Genomic DNA, 13,755 nt, shown 5'->3' with positions numbered 1-13,755 from the left:
TTAATACTTGTGAAGCACTATCTGCCGCAAGACGACAGCGGAGGTACCTGCAATGAGCTTTCCAAAATCCAAGATTGCCAGCTTCGATGTAGATGCACAGTGCGGTTTTACCCCTCTGTGCCCAGATGAGCTCCCTGTCATTGGTGGAGATGAAATCGTTCCTGATCTGAACTTCATGGCATCGCTCGCCGGTTTTCGAGTGGCCAGCAAGGATGCCCATAGCCCGAATGCAAAATGGGTCGTCGGCTCTCACGCCGAAATGGGAGTTGCGACAGGACTTGTGCATGCCGACCTGACCTGGGTGTCTCACTGCGTTCCGGGCACCCCGGGGTTCGAGCTTCTTCCCGGCCTGCCAAAAGTCAGTGAATACGGATTCATCGTGTACAAAGGCCTCGAGGTGGATTTGCACCCGTACGGCGCTCTGTTTCACGACGACATCATGACCACCGGCGCTATCGAAGTTCTTCGGTCGAGAGGTATCGAGAAGGTCCTCGTAGGAGGCCTGGCCCTCGACTACTGCGTGAAATCGACCGTGCTGCAACTGATCGGCGCGGGGTTCAAGGTGGCGGTTTATCTACCGGCCTGCCGGGCGATCAGCCAAGAGACCGCTGACACCGCACTGCAAGAAATGAAGCATGCCGGCGCAGTGCTGGCAGACAACGAAGCAGCATTGGCCCTGTTTGCCGTTGAGGGGAACTAAGATGGAAAGCGCATACAGCCCCGGCTCTCTCCCTGTCATTTCGCTGCTGGATAACGACCTGTATTCCTTTACGCAACAGCAACCCATCCTCCATCAGCACCCGGATGTCGACGTTGAATATGAGTTGATTGTCCGCTCCAAAGAAGATCTGACGCCCTACATCGGCGCAGTGCGCAAGGCGCTTGAGGCACTCAGCGAAAAGTCGTTCACAGAAGACGAGTTGCGCTTCCTGGCTCGCCAGGACAAGCGTGAATACATCAAGCCCGACTTCATTCGCTTCCTCGGTCTGTTCAAGTTCAACCTGCACTATGTGACGGTCAGCAATTGCGATGGCCAGCTCGCCATCAGGGTTCGTGGCCCATGGCTGCACTGCATCCTGTTCGAGATCCCGATTCTTTCCATGGTGAGCGAGATCCGCAATCGCCACACATACCCTGACGTCTCGTTGACCGATGTCACGAGTCGGCTATATGAAAAATTCGACTGGCTCGCGACCCACGCCACCCAGGATGAATTGGCGTTGATGCGCGTTGCGGACTTCGGCACTCGCCGGCGCCTGTCCTACAAGGCACAGTTCGAGATGATCGGTGTGATGAAGCGCGACTTCCCAGGCGTTTTTGTCGGCACCAGCAACGTCCACATGGCACGTGAATTCGACATTGATGCTATCGGCACCATGTCCCACCAGTGGCTAATGGCTCACCAGCAATTGGGCAGGTTGCATGAAAGCCAGGCCGCGGCGCTTGAGGGTTGGGTCAAGGAATACCGTGGCCGGTTGGGCATCGCACTGACTGACTGCATAAGCTCCGACTGGTTTCTCTCGGAGTTCGATCACTACTTCGTCAAGCTGTTTGACGGCGTACGCCACGACTCCGGCGACCCGCTGGTCTGGGCCGAAAAATTCATCGCACACTACAAAAAGATGGGCGTCGACCCGATGACCAAGAGCCTGGTCTTCTCCGATGCACTGGATGTGAAAATCAGCTTGAAGATCATCCGCGCGCTCCAGGGTCGAATCCGCTTCAGCTTCGGCATCGGCACCAACCTTTCCTGCGACGTCGCTGGCGTAACCCCGCTCAGCATCGTGATGAAACTGGTGAAGGTCAACGACCGCCCTGTCGTGAAGTTTTCGGACGAGCCAACGAAACTCGTCTGCCGGGACAAGAGCTTCGAAGAATACGCTCGTACCACGTTCAGCATCGCGTAAGGGGAACACCATGAATGCTCAAGCACATACCGATTCGCCAGCCACAACCCTGCGTGCCCGTATCGCTGAAGCGCTCAAGGTCAGTCCGTGGAGCGACGCAACGATCAGCGCAACGCGTGAAATCGATTCGCGCGTCAGCTTCCTCAAAGATCGCGTGCGGGCCAGTCACACCCAAGGCCTGGTGCTGGGCATCAGCGGCGGCGTGGACTCGACCACGGCGGGCAAACTATGCCAGCTCGCAGTGGAGGCGCTGCGTGCCGAAGGTTATGACGCCACGTTCTACGCCGTACGCTTACCCTTCTACGTCCAGCGTGACGAGGAAGATGCTCAACTGGCGCTGCGTTTTATCAAGCCCGATGCGATCCTGACGGTCGACATCGGCCAGTCGGTTGACGCCATGATGGGGGCAGTGGGTGGCCAGTCAGCCGGCGACGAACGCAAGATGGACTTCGTGAAGGGCAACGTAAAGGCCCGCGCCCGCATGATGGCTCAGTACACCATTGCCAACCTGAATAACTGCCTGGTGGTGGGCACCGACCATGCGGCTGAAGCGGTCATGGGTTTCTTCACCAAGTTCGGCGATGGCGCGTGCGACGTGACCCCACTGGCCGGCCCTGGTGAAGGGCCAGGTTCGTCAGATCGCACTGGCGCTGGGCGCGCCTGCCGACCTGGTGCACAAGACGCCAACGGCAGACCTGGAAGAGCTTGATCCCGGCAAGCCGGATGAACTGGCGCATGGATGCACCTACGATGAGATCGACAACTTCCTGCTCGGCAAGCCTGTCTCTGAGGAGGTAGCCAGGTTGATCATCAGCGTCTACACGAAAACAGCACACAAACGGGAATTGCCGTACGCCCCGTGATGCGACCAGGAGTGTCAGAACATAAGGCGGCTGAACATCGCACTTGCAGGAGCCCGGCTTACTGGCGATAGCGCCCTTAAGAACGCCATCGCCAGCAAGAGCCAGACGCCCCCAGCGTCTACGAACAGCGACAGGCTTAGCTATCTTGTTTCAACTCACCCTTGAATAACTGTTTTTCCCAGACCGTCCTGTACAACACAAACAAAGTGACCCCATACACAACAGAATAAATCATACCTATAAACATCGACACCACGACCAGGGCAACCATAGACAGCAAGAGCAGCGATATATACAGGCTCATCAAAGGTGAGCGCGTTCTCTCTTTTATTTTCGCCACCGCCAACCCAATACCTGCGAAATAGACAGCCATTGTCAGCGCCCAGATCCTGAAGACAATCGGAAGCCCTTCATCAATACGGCCTGACTCAGTTGATAGTTGGTACCCGCCAAACACCCAGAAGACAATCACCGATATCGCAATAGAGCCACCCACCCCATACACAACATATGTTTTAAAAAAATCGAACTCGCCCTTGCACAACGAACTATTCAAGAATGGCTTAGTGACCAACGCCAAAATAAAAGCTATAAAAAACGCCATGCATACTCCCCATTAAATACTTAACAAACACTGTCAGTAACGCCCATGAATTCGACATTGAAATGGACGATCTTATGTCGTCCATTTTTCCGGGCTTAGCCTTACTTGACTGTGCTGGCCAGATCCGGCCGGCTGGTTTTGAGCATGGCCTGATTGACCTTGCCCTGAATCGAGCAGTTCAACATGCCTTTGCTGGTCTTCGGCAGCCCCTCGGGGGCCGGCTCAATCAGGAACATTCGCTCCGCGGTGTCGGCCACCAGTTTGCCAGCGCCCTCTTTGAACCCTGGACAGCGAACTTCAAAAAAATGATATCACACCGATATCATTTTCCATGATGCCCTCCACGCTTCAAGTTCCCCCCATTCCCGCCGTTAACTTCTGAAACCACCCGTGTTCATGGAGATGACGATATGGAAATCAAAGCTTCAGTTCTATCGCTCGACCCGGCGCAAACTCCACTCAAAGACCGACTGCTCAACACAGGCGGGACGCTGACGGCCAAACCTGTCGATGCGACCACCGCGCAAGCCTTCAAGAATGCCACCACCCCGGCAACGGTCTATCACCCAAGTACCCCGCCGGCGACAACGGACACCCTGCTGGTTGCCGACGTGACGTACATCGGCAGTACCTCCCAAGCGGCCAACTACCCACAGATGGCAGAGCAGTACGACAGCGCCTACCTTTCGCTGAAAAACGCTTTCAGTCAGTTCAAGGCGGGACTGGATTTGCTTGACCCCGTGCTGGCGCAAAAGGATTTCGGGCTCACGGTGGACGCCGAAGGCAAGCTGATATTGCTCAACTCCAGCGGCTCGCTCAACGCTACGGACATCGAACGCCTCAACGAGATGCTCAAGGGTTCTGGTTTGCTCAAGGGGGCCGCCAGCCGCTACATGAATGCCTCCATCGACCTGGTGAAGGCCGATGCTGCATGGGGCGGCAATTTCATGGGCCGGTTTGATCTGAACAAGAACAACTTCGCGAGCACCATTGATATTGCTGCCCTGTTCAAAACCACGTCCGGGGTTTCCAGCATGGAGGGCTGGTTCAGCTCCCAGTTGTGGGCCAAAGGCGTGGTGGCGATCGGCCCCGCAGAAACGGTGTAACGCCGAAGCGTAAGAGGCGCGGCGCTTTGGCACGGTTACGCGCCTTCGCCTGAAACCCTCGGCTATCTGAAAGGCCTGAACGTGGAGCGGGTGCAGGTATGCGACCCTCAGACCGAAACCTGTTGCCTCACGGCGGGGTTCGCATTGTTTGATGCGGGGTTGCAACCGACGCTGATCAGCGATCAGACGGTGGGCTCGTCACTGGATCGCTCGGGCGGGTTGGGCGTAAACTCTGGGAGCATCATTTCAAGCAGGCAGTGAGCGTGAGCCAGATTGCCCGATAAGGGCACAGGGCCTGCGAGACACACAACAAAAAGCCCCAGACAGCCAACTCGTCGGGGCTTATACAACGGTCTTGAAGTAACCTTGAATCAAGGCTTGCCGTACACCGCAAAATTCAGGTTGGCGGAGCTTACCCCGGCCGGGAAAATCCCCTGGAGATTGCTCATTGAAACCGAGCGGATGTTGAACGTTTCACCGGTGTCGTTGGTGTTGACTTCAACATAGTGAAGGTTCTTGTCGCTGCCACCCTTGTAGTCCAAACGGACCATAAAGCGCGCTGAACCTGCCAGTGCCACCAGCTTGTAGGACTTGTATTGCTGAACCTGCATGCCCACAAAGTTGTTACCGGCTCGCTCCCCTTCCTTGCCCTTGACCGAGCAGCTACCGTTGCCGATGTAAGTGAACCCCTGGAGTTCAGCCTGCACCGATTTGGCAAAGCCTTCGCGCGGATCCTTGGTTTTTTCGTCAAGCATGATGCTTCTCCTTATTTAAGGTAACAGCGTCCTTCTTGCCCGTTGCAATCTAGACCTGTGGCAAGGCCCGTCAACTACTAGATCTGGTAGGTTCCCACTGAGCCATTGGTGTGCATAATCCGGGGAAGATGCGCGTCGTGCTGTTGAGTCGAATACAGCGGTGGCCGGGGCCGCGCGGATGAACTTTTCTTCACCGCAACACCGCCCCTGGCCGTGTACAGTCCACCCCGCTCATTCAAAGCACTACGGTTTGCCCGCCCTCCCGCGGGCTTTTTTTCGTCTGTGAAATACCCCTTCCCTCACAACCGATACAGCAAAGCGCCCTGAACAGCGTGCGCTCGTCTTTTTATCGATGTGCAACACGTCGCACCTGTTCATGGGGTACGCACCTGTACTGCCTCCACTGGGGGAATAGTCTTCTTGAACAACCCGGCGGCCAGCGCTGAAAGAATCAGCGCAATCGACAGCCCTTCGGTAATGCCCACCCGGTGCCCGAGGATCGCCATGGAACCCAGCACGCCAAACACCGGAATCAGTAACGACAGCGGCGCCACCCGTGACACCGGGTACTCACGCAGTAACAGGTTCCAACCCCAGTAGCAGAAGTGCGTCGCGCCATAGACCTGAAACATCAACGAGAACACCGACACCCGATCCAGTTGCGTCACCAGCGAGGTGAACGGCGCTGAGCCATGGGCCCACCACGTAAGTAAAAACAACGGAATTGGCGGAAACAGGCTCGCCCACACCACAAAGGCAAAAACCTCCCGCACTCCGGACCGCTTGATGATCACATTGCCCACGCTCCAACTGAACGCACTGACCAGCAACAACATGCAGCCCAGGGTTGTCGCCTCGCCGGGGCTGCTCCAGACAATCAGCATCACCCCCGACGCCGCGAGTAACACCCCCACCCCTTGCCCCCGGCTCAAACGCTCGCGAAACAGCACGACACCCCAGCCCAGGGTGAAAAAAGCGCTGAACTGGATCAACAGCGCAGCGGTGCCGGGGGGAACGCCCAGCTCGATGCCAAGGTTGATCAAGGCCCACATCGCCACGCCAAAGATCAGCCCATAAGCAACCAGCCACCAAACGGCAACCTGCGGGCGCCGGATGAAGAACACCCACGGCAACGCCGCCAGCGTGAACCGCAGCGCGGTCAGCAGCAGTGGGTCGAGGGTGGCCAGGCCCAACTTGGTGATCGGGAAATTCAATCCCCAGACCATGGTGACCAACACGGCCAGCAACAGGTGTTTCTTTTGCATGAGTGGTGTTTCCAACAAGCAGCGCCCAAGGCGAAGGCGTCACTATGGCTCGACGCCCGCCTGGCCCGCTTGCAATGCTGGGCCATATACCCTTCAATTCGGGCCATGCGCCAAACCGACATCGATCCTTACGAACACACCCCACGCGATGCCGTGATCACGGCCAACGATTACCCCGATGGCCTGCGCTTCGCCCTGCACACCCATCAACGCGGGCAGTTTGCCTATGCGGCGAGCGGCGTTATCAGCGTGTTTACTCAGGAAAGCAATTGGGTGGTGCCGCCGCAACGGGCGATCTGGGTGCCAGCGGGCATACCCCACGAAATGCAGATGAGCGGGCCCGTGACCATGCTCAACACCTACATTCGCGATGCCGCGGTGCAGCAGCTCGGCCTGCCTGCCAGCTGCCAGGTGTTTGAGGTCTCGGACCTGCTTCGCGTGTTGCTGATCAGCGCCATGAACGTCCCGGCGCTGTACACGCTGGACCACCGGGACGGCCACCTCATGGCGTTGTTACTGGACGAAATCGCCGCCATGAAACCGCTCTCGCTCAATGCGCCGCTGGCTACTGAACCCCGCCTGGTACAGGTTTGCCAGGAGATGCTGGAAAACCCGTCCCTGGAAACCGGGCTCGACGAGATGGCCGCTCGCGTCAACATGAGCCGTCGCTCGTTCACCCGCCTGTTTCGCCAGCAAACCGGTATCAGCTTCGTGCAGTGGCGTCAGCAGGCCCTGCCTGTTGGCGGCCGTGGTTCGGCTGGGCAACGGCGAGTCGGTCACGCGGGTGGCGGTGGACCTGGGTTACAGCAGCCCGAGCGCCTTCACCTGTGTGTTTCGTCGAGTTTTGGGTGAGCCGCCCAGTCGATATTTTTCAAACGGGCTACGCTGAGGCGTTGCCAATCGCAGGCTCGTCAACGACAGGCAAGGACACAGCTGAACGTGATTGCCGTCAGGGCGCTGTCATGTTGCAAACAAGGAGGCTCATGATGTTTCGCTGGATATCACCGATCCATTACCGTGAACGACTGATCGGCTCTTATGACGCAGAGCCCGGCGCCTATGAAACCCGGGGGGCGAACTTCGACTATGGGTCATTGCTGGCAGGCAAGCCTTATCCCGTCGACATGTGATGGTGGCCGGATTGCCCTGTGTGCGCTCCATTCACGATTTGTTAAGAATCGACCCCGTATACTTTTTTCCCTTCGGCTCACTTACGGCCCCACTCCTCTGGTAGTCACAGCCTATGTCGCGTCCCGCCCCGTTACTGTTTCTGCTTGCCTGCCTGCTATTTTTCTTCGCCCTGGGTAATCACCAGTTGCAAGGTTCCACCGAAGCCCGCGTGGCCGGTATTGCCATGCAAATGCACCTGGACAACGACTGGGTGACGCCCCGTTTGTTCGGTCAGCCGTTTCTGGAAAAACCACCGCTGAGCCTCTGGCTGGACGCCGGTGCGATCCGTGCGTTCGGCGGCACGCCACTGGCGGTGCGACTGGCCTCGGCGTTTGCCGGGCTGTTCAGTGTCATGCTGCTGTACGCCATGCTGCGCCGGTTCGGCCGGCCAACAGGCGTTGCCTGGGTGGCCTCGATCATGCTCGCGACCATGGCCAGCTACTGGAGCAACAGCCGCGGCGTTGGCGAAGATGCCTTGCTCAGCCTCGGGGTAACGATGGCATTGCTGGCGTTTTTCCTGGGCATTCGGCAACGCGAAGAACAACGGTCGAGCCTGGGCAGCGGCCTGCTATTCGCCCTCGGCATCGCGATTGCAACCTTGAGCAAAGGCATGCTCGGGCTGGCAATGCCTGGCGTGGTGATCTTCGTCTGGCTGCTCACCGACAGCCTGCTGAACAAACGCTTCTCCTTGGGCGACTGGTTGCGCCCAGGGCTCTTGACCTTGCTCGGGCTGGTGCCGCTGGTGATCTGGCTGGTTCTGCTGTATCAGCGTGGCGGCATGCAGGCGCTCGGTGAAGTGCTGCTGACCAACAGCGTCGGTCGCTTCAGTGGCTCGTTCACCGCTGCCGGGCACTATGAGCCGTTCTATTACTACCTGGCCAAACTGCCACAAGCCTTTTTGCCGTGGAACATCCTGCTCTACCTGGGCCTGTGGCACTTTCGCAAAAGCCTGACGAGTAACCCTTACCGGTTGTTTTTCACGATCTGGATTCTCGCGCAGTTCACCCTGCTGACCCTGGCCTCCAGCAAGCGCACGGTGTACCTGATGTCCCTGACGCCTGCCGCCGCGGTGCTCGCCGCCGAGTACGCGGCGGTGCTGTATGAACGATTGTCCGGGCACGTCAACGCCTCGACCTGGCTCGGCAAACTGGCACGTCATCGGCGCGGGATCGCCACGGGCGTGATCGCTTTCGTGATCTGCCTCTACCTCGCGGCCGCGCAGTGGGCTGCGCCCCACGCTGATCGCAAGTTGTCCTTCATGCCGCTGACCCAGCACATTCAGGCGCTGCAAGCCGAGGGGCATCAGGTGGCGATGTATCAACCCAACGAACGGGTGGCCGGTGCCAGCGTGTTCTATACCCAGAGCCAACTGATTGACCTGCAAACCGAAGCGCAACTGAGTGAGTTCCTGACGGCGGCACCCACTCATGTGGCGGTCATGGCCGGCGACATCGTGCCCAAACCGCCGCTCAAAGTGCTGAAAGTCATTCAGGTCGGACGCCAGCCGTACTATTTCGTGGCGCAGTAATCACGAACGGTTAACCTGCGCCCCATCAACCGATGAGGCGCAGGACGCATGATGACTGTTCGAACCAGGATGCTTTGGCTGTTGTTGTGCACGAGCCCCGCACTGGCGGCGGAGGTCAGCGTGCAAGAAGCGCGCATTTCGCTGAAGAACTATGGGCTGGTCAACTGTTTGACCGCCCCGTTCAAGGAAGAATCGGAACTCAGGACCGACCTCGGCCGGGCCAGCGGCGCGTACCACTTCATGGGCAAGGGCGCGCACGACATCGTGCAAAACCAGGACACCCTGGAAATCATCCACGACCCCTACCAGGCCACCGAGCGCTTCATGCAGGAGGCCTATGACCAGACCCCCGCTGCCAGCAAACATACGAAAAAGAAGGTGGTGTCCTATGCCTGCCTGAAGGTCTACAACTCCCCGGCCTTCGAGCAGTTCATCGAATCACAGGACCCTTACCTGACGAAGTAGCCAACGCAGACAACAAAAACGGCACCCAAGGTGCTGATGCCAGTCAGTTAAGTGAAACCCTTGTGGGAGCGAGCCTGCTCGCGAAATCGGTGAATCAGCAAACATTGATGTTGAATGTACCGACGCCTTCGCGAGCAGGCTCGCTCCCACGTGTTTCGTGCTCTAACTGACCGGCATTAACCCAAGGTGCCGTATGTTTTTCAGCCTGCGCTGACTCTTGCGCCGCCAGCGCTATCTTCAACGCCGACCGTTGTTTGCCGCAGAGGCTGGTCAAGTCGCGCCCGACCATAAAATGCCAGCGCCGTCAGCAGGCACGTCAGCCAGATGAAGATCCCCGCCCAGAAGGTGTGGGACATGTAGTGCCAGCCCTGAAACACCCGCGTAGTGCCGTAGATCATCCCCAACGCCAGCGAGCCATAGAGCACGGCTTTGGCATGGCGCCAGCGATAACGACGGGCAACGAAGTACAGCGCCAGCATGGTGAAACCACCCGAGGCGTGGCCGCCCGGCCAGCAACGGCCCTCACCGGCGGTGTTGAACAGGTCGAAGTTTTCGTACCAGTCCTTGTGTTCTATTTTCCCGGCGTACTGGGTGGTTTCAACCGGGCAGTACACGCTGGTGTGACTCTTGAGGTAATGGATCACCCCGGTGCTCAGGGAGAACGCGAACACCACGAACAGGAAGTCCCGACGATGACGGGCAGTGAACCTGAGCGCCGGCGCCAGTTTGATTTTTTCCAGAAACGCAGCGAATTTCGGGTATTTGTGCGCATTCACACAGCCCCATAAAAACGACAGTAGCGCACCGATGATCGCCACCTCCCCGGTCCAGTTCGGGATGATCCGGGGCCACTTGTGAGTGATCTTTTCGAACAGCTGCATTTTACCGATGGGGAACGTCTGGCTCACCGGGTCATAAAACAGATTGCTGAAGGCGATATCTATCCTGGTCAGGTCAAACGCCAGGAAAACCACCGCTGCGCACAGCAGCGGGATACCGAAATTGAGCCAGTAAAATCGATGGCGAACAAACGTCTGCATGGTGCGTCCTGCTTGAACAGTTTCAGGGATTACCGGGCGAACACCGAACGCCAGTCAGTGGCTTCCAGAGAACCCAAAAGGTGTGCGTGAGCGTTGCCCTTGTCGGTGGTCAGAAACAGCGCGGCACCGTAGCCAAGCGTGGCCGTTGACACCTTAAGCTGCTTTTCCAGCTCGGCCATGCACTCACTGTGGGTGACCAGCACCAGGTTGCGGCCCGGCACCTTGTGCGCCAATGCGTCGCGCAACATCGTGCCCTTGCAGTGGAACAGCCAGTCCTGCCCGGTGGTGGCCGAGTTGAACATATAACTTGAGGTTTGCACCGCACGGGTCAACGGGCTGTTATAGAGATCGGCGTTGGCCAATCCCAGCCGTTCGAACTGCGCGCCGAGACCGACCGCCACACTGCGGGCCCGGTCCGTAATGCCATCGGCGGCGCTCAGGCAGGCAGCCCTGGAGTGATCGCAACGCTCGACGTGGCGCACCAGCACGATCATTTCGCCCTTGGCCCAATCCGCTTTCATCTGCGCCAGCGCCGAAGCGTTGCCCGCCGCCAGGTCCGGCACCGTGGCCGGGCGCAAAAGCAGTGAACCCAGCGCCGCCGCACCGAGCACCAGCAGCAGTGCAATCACACCTTTGCGGTACTTCGCAACGCCACGCAGGCTGAGTGGACGCCTGACGCCAACACGATCAAGTAGTGATTCCAGGACCAAGTGCCCCCCGTGACAACGCCAAATGAATGAACCCAACCTACAGCGTCGTCATGACAACCACGCTGGCGAACCTGTTTGCCGGTGGCGCAACGAGCAGCCATCCCCAGCAAGGTCCACACCCTAGTGGCGAGCACGTTGGAGCCCGGTGAAATGAATGTGAAAAAAAGCGTGAATCGCGCCCAAAAAAAACGCGCACCGGTTCACCGATGCGCGGATTTGTAACAAGCCATGAGCCCCAGACGCTCTAGGTCAGGTGTTTCATGCGCCCTACCCTCATCGCCCGCAAATACGGGGCAAAAACCGTTTCAGCTCTCGCCAACGCTGCCGATACAGCCCTACTACACCCTTGCTGGCTCCCAAAAATAACAATCTTCCAGCCAACCGAGTTCAAGCAGTACAACGTTCCTGGAGGATTTTTTATGAATAGCTGGTTTGCCAACATCAGCGTCAACCTGAAGCTGGGCCTGGGTTTCGGCCTGGTGCTGGCCCTTACATGCGTCCTGGCCCTGACCGGCTGGACCAGCCTGGGCGGGCTGATCGACCGCAGCAACTGGATGAGCGACATCACCCAGCTCAACGCGGGCCTGACCAAACTGCGCGTCACCCGTTTGCAGTACATGCTGGCCAACGGTGATGAAACCGTCGCGCAAACCGTGCAAACCAGCCTCGATGGTTTCGTTGCACAACAGCAAGCCCTGCTGAAGAGCTTCACCAGCCCGGCAAACCTCAAGCTGCTCAGAGAGCAAAGCGCGAGCAGCGCGGCCTATCAGCAGTCGCTGAACAAAATGCGCAGCGCCTACCGCACCGGCAACATCGCGCGCCAGGCCATGGGTGACAACGCCGAAGCCGCCAACACGCTGATGAACGACATCAACACCCGCGTACGCCAGATGCCGATGAGCGATCAGCGCTTCGAGCAGTTCCAGGTCGTCACCAACGCCAAGGAACAATTCCAGCTGGCCCGCTACGAAGTACGCGGCTACACCCTCGACACCAACCCGGTGTCCGAACAAAAAGCCATCGTCCAACTAGACGCGGCGATCAGCACCCTGAAAGAACTCAACAGCCATTTCGGCGACACCCAACATGACGCACTGGCTGAACTGGGCAGCGCGCTGACCCACTACCGCAGCGCAGTGCTGGCCTACAAGGCCGCCAACAGCGAAGCCCTGCAAGCCCGTCAGGAAATGACTGTCCAGGGTAACGACATCGTTGCCAGCAGCGACCAGATGTATCAGATCCAGATCGATCGCCGCGACGCTGAAAGCGCCCAGGCGCGTACCCTGCAACTGATCAGCACGCTGCTGGCGCTGCTCGTCGGCGTTATCGCTGCGGTGGTCATCACCCGGCAGATCACCCGCCCACTGCGCGAAACCCTGGCCGTGGTCGAACGCATTGCCGGCGGCGACCTGACCCAGGACGTGCGCGTCACTCGCCGCGACGAACTCGGCGTGTTGCAACAAGGCATTGCGCGCATGGGCGTGACCCTGCGCGAGCTGATCAGCGGCATTCGCGACGGCGTCACCCAGATCGCCAGCGCCGCCGAAGAACTGTCGGCCGTGACCGAAGAAACCAGCGCCGGCGTCAACAGCCAGAAGATCGAAACCGATCAAGTGGCCACCGCCATGCACGAGATGACTGCCACCGTGCAGGAAGTTGCGCGCAACGCCGAAGAAGCCTCCCAGGCTGCTGCGGCGGCGGATGGCGAGGCCCGTGAAGGTGACAAAGTGGTCAACGAAGCGATCACCCAGATCGAGCGCCTGGCCAGCGAAGTTGCCCGCTCCACCGAAGCCATGACCGTGCTGCAACAGGAAAGCGACAAGATCGGCAGCGTCATGGACGTGATCAAGGCAGTGGCCGAACAGACCAACCTGCTGGCCCTCAACGCCGCCATTGAAGCGGCACGCGCCGGTGAAGCCGGTCGCGGGTTTGCCGTGGTTGCAGACGAGGTTCGTGGCCTGGCTCAGCGCACGCAGAAATCCACCGAGGAAATCGAAGGCCTGGTGGCCGGTCTGCAAAACGGCACCCAACAGGTCGCCACCGTGATGAACAACAGCCGCGCCCTGACCGACAGCAGCGTCATGCTGACCCGCAAGGCCGGTGTCTCACTGGAAAACATCACCCGCACGGTGTCCAACATCCAGTCGATGAACCAGCAGATCGCCGCCGCCGCCGAGCAGCAAAGCGCCGTGGCCGAAGAGATCAGCCGCAGCATCATCAACGTGCGCGACGTGTCCGAACAGACCGCCGCCGCCAGCGACGAAACCGCCGCGTCCAGTGTTGAACTGGCACGCCTGGGCAATCAGTTGCAGATGATGGTCAGCCACTTCCGGGTGTAACAA

At 58.8% G+C, this 13,755-nt stretch carries 13 protein-coding genes and 3 pseudogenes; 10 read left to right on the top strand and 6 right to left on the bottom strand.

Annotated features, from left to right (window positions below; all coding sequences use genetic code 11):
- Nucleotides 1-52: 52 nt before the first annotated feature.
- The 3 genes and pseudogenes from AABM54_RS04030 to nadE all read left to right on the top strand — a co-directional run bounded on the left by AABM54_RS04030 (nt 53) and on the right by nadE (nt 2,770).
- Entirely contained in the window at nt 53-700 is a 648-nt protein-coding gene (locus tag AABM54_RS04030; RefSeq protein ID WP_347903939.1) for a nicotinamidase, read from the top strand.
- A gap of 1 nt (nt 701) precedes the next feature.
- A complete protein-coding gene (gene pncB, locus AABM54_RS04025) occupies nt 702-1,907 on the top strand; it encodes a nicotinate phosphoribosyltransferase (protein WP_347906131.1) in 1,206 nt (401 codons plus the stop codon).
- A 10-nt stretch (nt 1,908-1,917) separates the two neighbouring features.
- Nucleotides 1,918-2,770, top strand: a pseudogene (gene nadE / locus AABM54_RS04020) (ammonia-dependent NAD(+) synthetase).
- Nucleotides 2,771-2,906: 136 nt separating this feature from the next.
- On the opposite strand, the gene AABM54_RS04015 reads toward nadE, so the two are convergent.
- Both AABM54_RS04015 and AABM54_RS04010 read right to left on the bottom strand, forming a co-directional pair.
- Nucleotides 2,907-3,374 (bottom strand): hypothetical protein, encoded by a 468-nt coding sequence (locus tag AABM54_RS04015; RefSeq protein WP_347903938.1) that lies wholly within the window; start codon nt 3,372-3,374, stop codon nt 2,907-2,909.
- A gap of 101 nt (nt 3,375-3,475) precedes the next feature.
- Nucleotides 3,476-3,610, bottom strand: a complete 135-nt coding sequence (locus AABM54_RS04010; protein ID WP_347903937.1) for a hypothetical protein — start codon at nt 3,608-3,610, stop codon at nt 3,476-3,478.
- Nucleotides 3,611-3,784: 174 nt separating this feature from the next.
- Between AABM54_RS04010 and AABM54_RS04005 the strand changes: the two genes are divergently transcribed.
- Both AABM54_RS04005 and AABM54_RS04000 read left to right on the top strand, forming a co-directional pair.
- Nucleotides 3,785-4,480 (top strand): hypothetical protein, encoded by a 696-nt coding sequence (locus AABM54_RS04005; RefSeq protein WP_347903936.1) that lies wholly within the window; start codon nt 3,785-3,787, stop codon nt 4,478-4,480.
- A gap of 24 nt (nt 4,481-4,504) precedes the next feature.
- A pseudogene (locus AABM54_RS04000) lies at nt 4,505-4,764 on the top strand (hydrolase); the annotation flags it as partial.
- Between the two features lie 87 nt (nt 4,765-4,851).
- On the opposite strand, the gene AABM54_RS03995 reads toward AABM54_RS04000, so the two are convergent.
- Both AABM54_RS03995 and AABM54_RS03990 read right to left on the bottom strand, forming a co-directional pair.
- Nucleotides 4,852-5,235: a hypothetical protein gene (locus tag AABM54_RS03995; RefSeq protein WP_347903935.1), complete on the bottom strand. Its 384-nt coding sequence runs from the start codon at nt 5,233-5,235 to the stop codon at nt 4,852-4,854.
- Between the two features lie 374 nt (nt 5,236-5,609).
- The gene (locus tag AABM54_RS03990) at nt 5,610-6,500 is read right to left on the bottom strand and encodes an EamA family transporter (protein WP_347903933.1); all 891 of its coding nucleotides are present in this window, start codon (nt 6,498-6,500) and stop codon (nt 5,610-5,612) included.
- 105 nt (nt 6,501-6,605) lie between these two features.
- Here AABM54_RS03990 and AABM54_RS03985 point away from each other — a divergent pair.
- The 4 genes and pseudogenes from AABM54_RS03985 (at nt 6,606) to AABM54_RS03970 (ending at nt 9,663) form a co-directional block, all read left to right on the top strand.
- A pseudogene (locus AABM54_RS03985) lies at nt 6,606-7,389 on the top strand (helix-turn-helix domain-containing protein).
- 97 nt (nt 7,390-7,486) lie between these two features.
- Nucleotides 7,487-7,630 carry a hypothetical protein gene (locus AABM54_RS03980; RefSeq protein WP_347903932.1) on the top strand — a complete coding sequence of 48 codons (144 nt, stop codon included), beginning with the start codon at nt 7,487-7,489 and terminating at the stop codon, nt 7,628-7,630.
- A gap of 113 nt (nt 7,631-7,743) precedes the next feature.
- A complete protein-coding gene (locus AABM54_RS03975) occupies nt 7,744-9,198 on the top strand; it encodes a phospholipid carrier-dependent glycosyltransferase (RefSeq protein WP_347903931.1) in 1,455 nt (484 codons plus the stop codon).
- A 51-nt stretch (nt 9,199-9,249) separates the two neighbouring features.
- Nucleotides 9,250-9,663, top strand: coding sequence for a hypothetical protein (locus AABM54_RS03970; protein ID WP_347903930.1), 414 nt, complete (start codon nt 9,250-9,252; stop codon nt 9,661-9,663).
- A 200-nt stretch (nt 9,664-9,863) separates the two neighbouring features.
- Here AABM54_RS03970 and AABM54_RS03965 read toward each other — a convergent pair whose 3' ends face one another.
- Entirely contained in the window at nt 9,864-10,703 is an 840-nt protein-coding gene (locus AABM54_RS03965) for a phosphatase PAP2 family protein (RefSeq protein WP_347903929.1), read from the bottom strand.
- Between the two features lie 29 nt (nt 10,704-10,732).
- A complete protein-coding gene (locus tag AABM54_RS03960) occupies nt 10,733-11,407 on the bottom strand; it encodes a histidine phosphatase family protein (protein WP_347906130.1) in 675 nt (224 codons plus the stop codon).
- Nucleotides 11,408-11,832: 425 nt separating this feature from the next.
- On the opposite strand from AABM54_RS03960, the gene AABM54_RS03955 reads away from it, so the two are divergent.
- Complete coding sequence (locus AABM54_RS03955; RefSeq protein WP_347903928.1) at nt 11,833-13,752, top strand: methyl-accepting chemotaxis protein; 1,920 nt, start codon at nt 11,833-11,835, stop codon at nt 13,750-13,752.
- Nucleotides 13,753-13,755 lie beyond the last annotated feature (3 nt).

The organism is Pseudomonas purpurea, from assembly GCF_039908635.1.
Classification (GTDB): Bacteria; Pseudomonadota; Gammaproteobacteria; order Pseudomonadales; family Pseudomonadaceae; genus Aquipseudomonas; species Aquipseudomonas purpurea.
This window is presented reverse-complemented; position numbering and strand designations above follow the sequence as displayed.

What these genes read in the sequence shown, in the direction of transcription:
- AABM54_RS04030 (WP_347903939.1), top strand. Translation starts at nt 53, where the DNA reads ATGAGCTTTCCAAAATCCAAGATTGCCAGCTTCGATGTAGATGCACAG.
- pncB (WP_347906131.1), top strand. Translation starts at nt 702, where the DNA reads ATGGAAAGCGCATACAGCCCCGGCTCTCTCCCTGTCATTTCGCTGCTG.
- AABM54_RS04015 (WP_347903938.1), bottom strand. Translation starts at nt 3,374, where the DNA reads ATGGCGTTTTTTATAGCTTTTATTTTGGCGTTGGTCACTAAGCCATTC.
- AABM54_RS04010 (WP_347903937.1), bottom strand. Translation starts at nt 3,610, where the DNA reads ATGTTCCTGATTGAGCCGGCCCCCGAGGGGCTGCCGAAGACCAGCAAA.
- AABM54_RS04005 (WP_347903936.1), top strand. Translation starts at nt 3,785, where the DNA reads ATGGAAATCAAAGCTTCAGTTCTATCGCTCGACCCGGCGCAAACTCCA.
- AABM54_RS03995 (WP_347903935.1), bottom strand. Translation starts at nt 5,235, where the DNA reads ATGCTTGACGAAAAAACCAAGGATCCGCGCGAAGGCTTTGCCAAATCG.
- AABM54_RS03990 (WP_347903933.1), bottom strand. Translation starts at nt 6,500, where the DNA reads ATGCAAAAGAAACACCTGTTGCTGGCCGTGTTGGTCACCATGGTCTGG.
- AABM54_RS03980 (WP_347903932.1), top strand. Translation starts at nt 7,487, where the DNA reads ATGTTTCGCTGGATATCACCGATCCATTACCGTGAACGACTGATCGGC.
- AABM54_RS03975 (WP_347903931.1), top strand. Translation starts at nt 7,744, where the DNA reads ATGTCGCGTCCCGCCCCGTTACTGTTTCTGCTTGCCTGCCTGCTATTT.
- AABM54_RS03970 (WP_347903930.1), top strand. Translation starts at nt 9,250, where the DNA reads ATGACTGTTCGAACCAGGATGCTTTGGCTGTTGTTGTGCACGAGCCCC.
- AABM54_RS03965 (WP_347903929.1), bottom strand. Translation starts at nt 10,703, where the DNA reads ATGCAGACGTTTGTTCGCCATCGATTTTACTGGCTCAATTTCGGTATC.
- AABM54_RS03955 (WP_347903928.1), top strand. Translation starts at nt 11,833, where the DNA reads ATGAATAGCTGGTTTGCCAACATCAGCGTCAACCTGAAGCTGGGCCTG.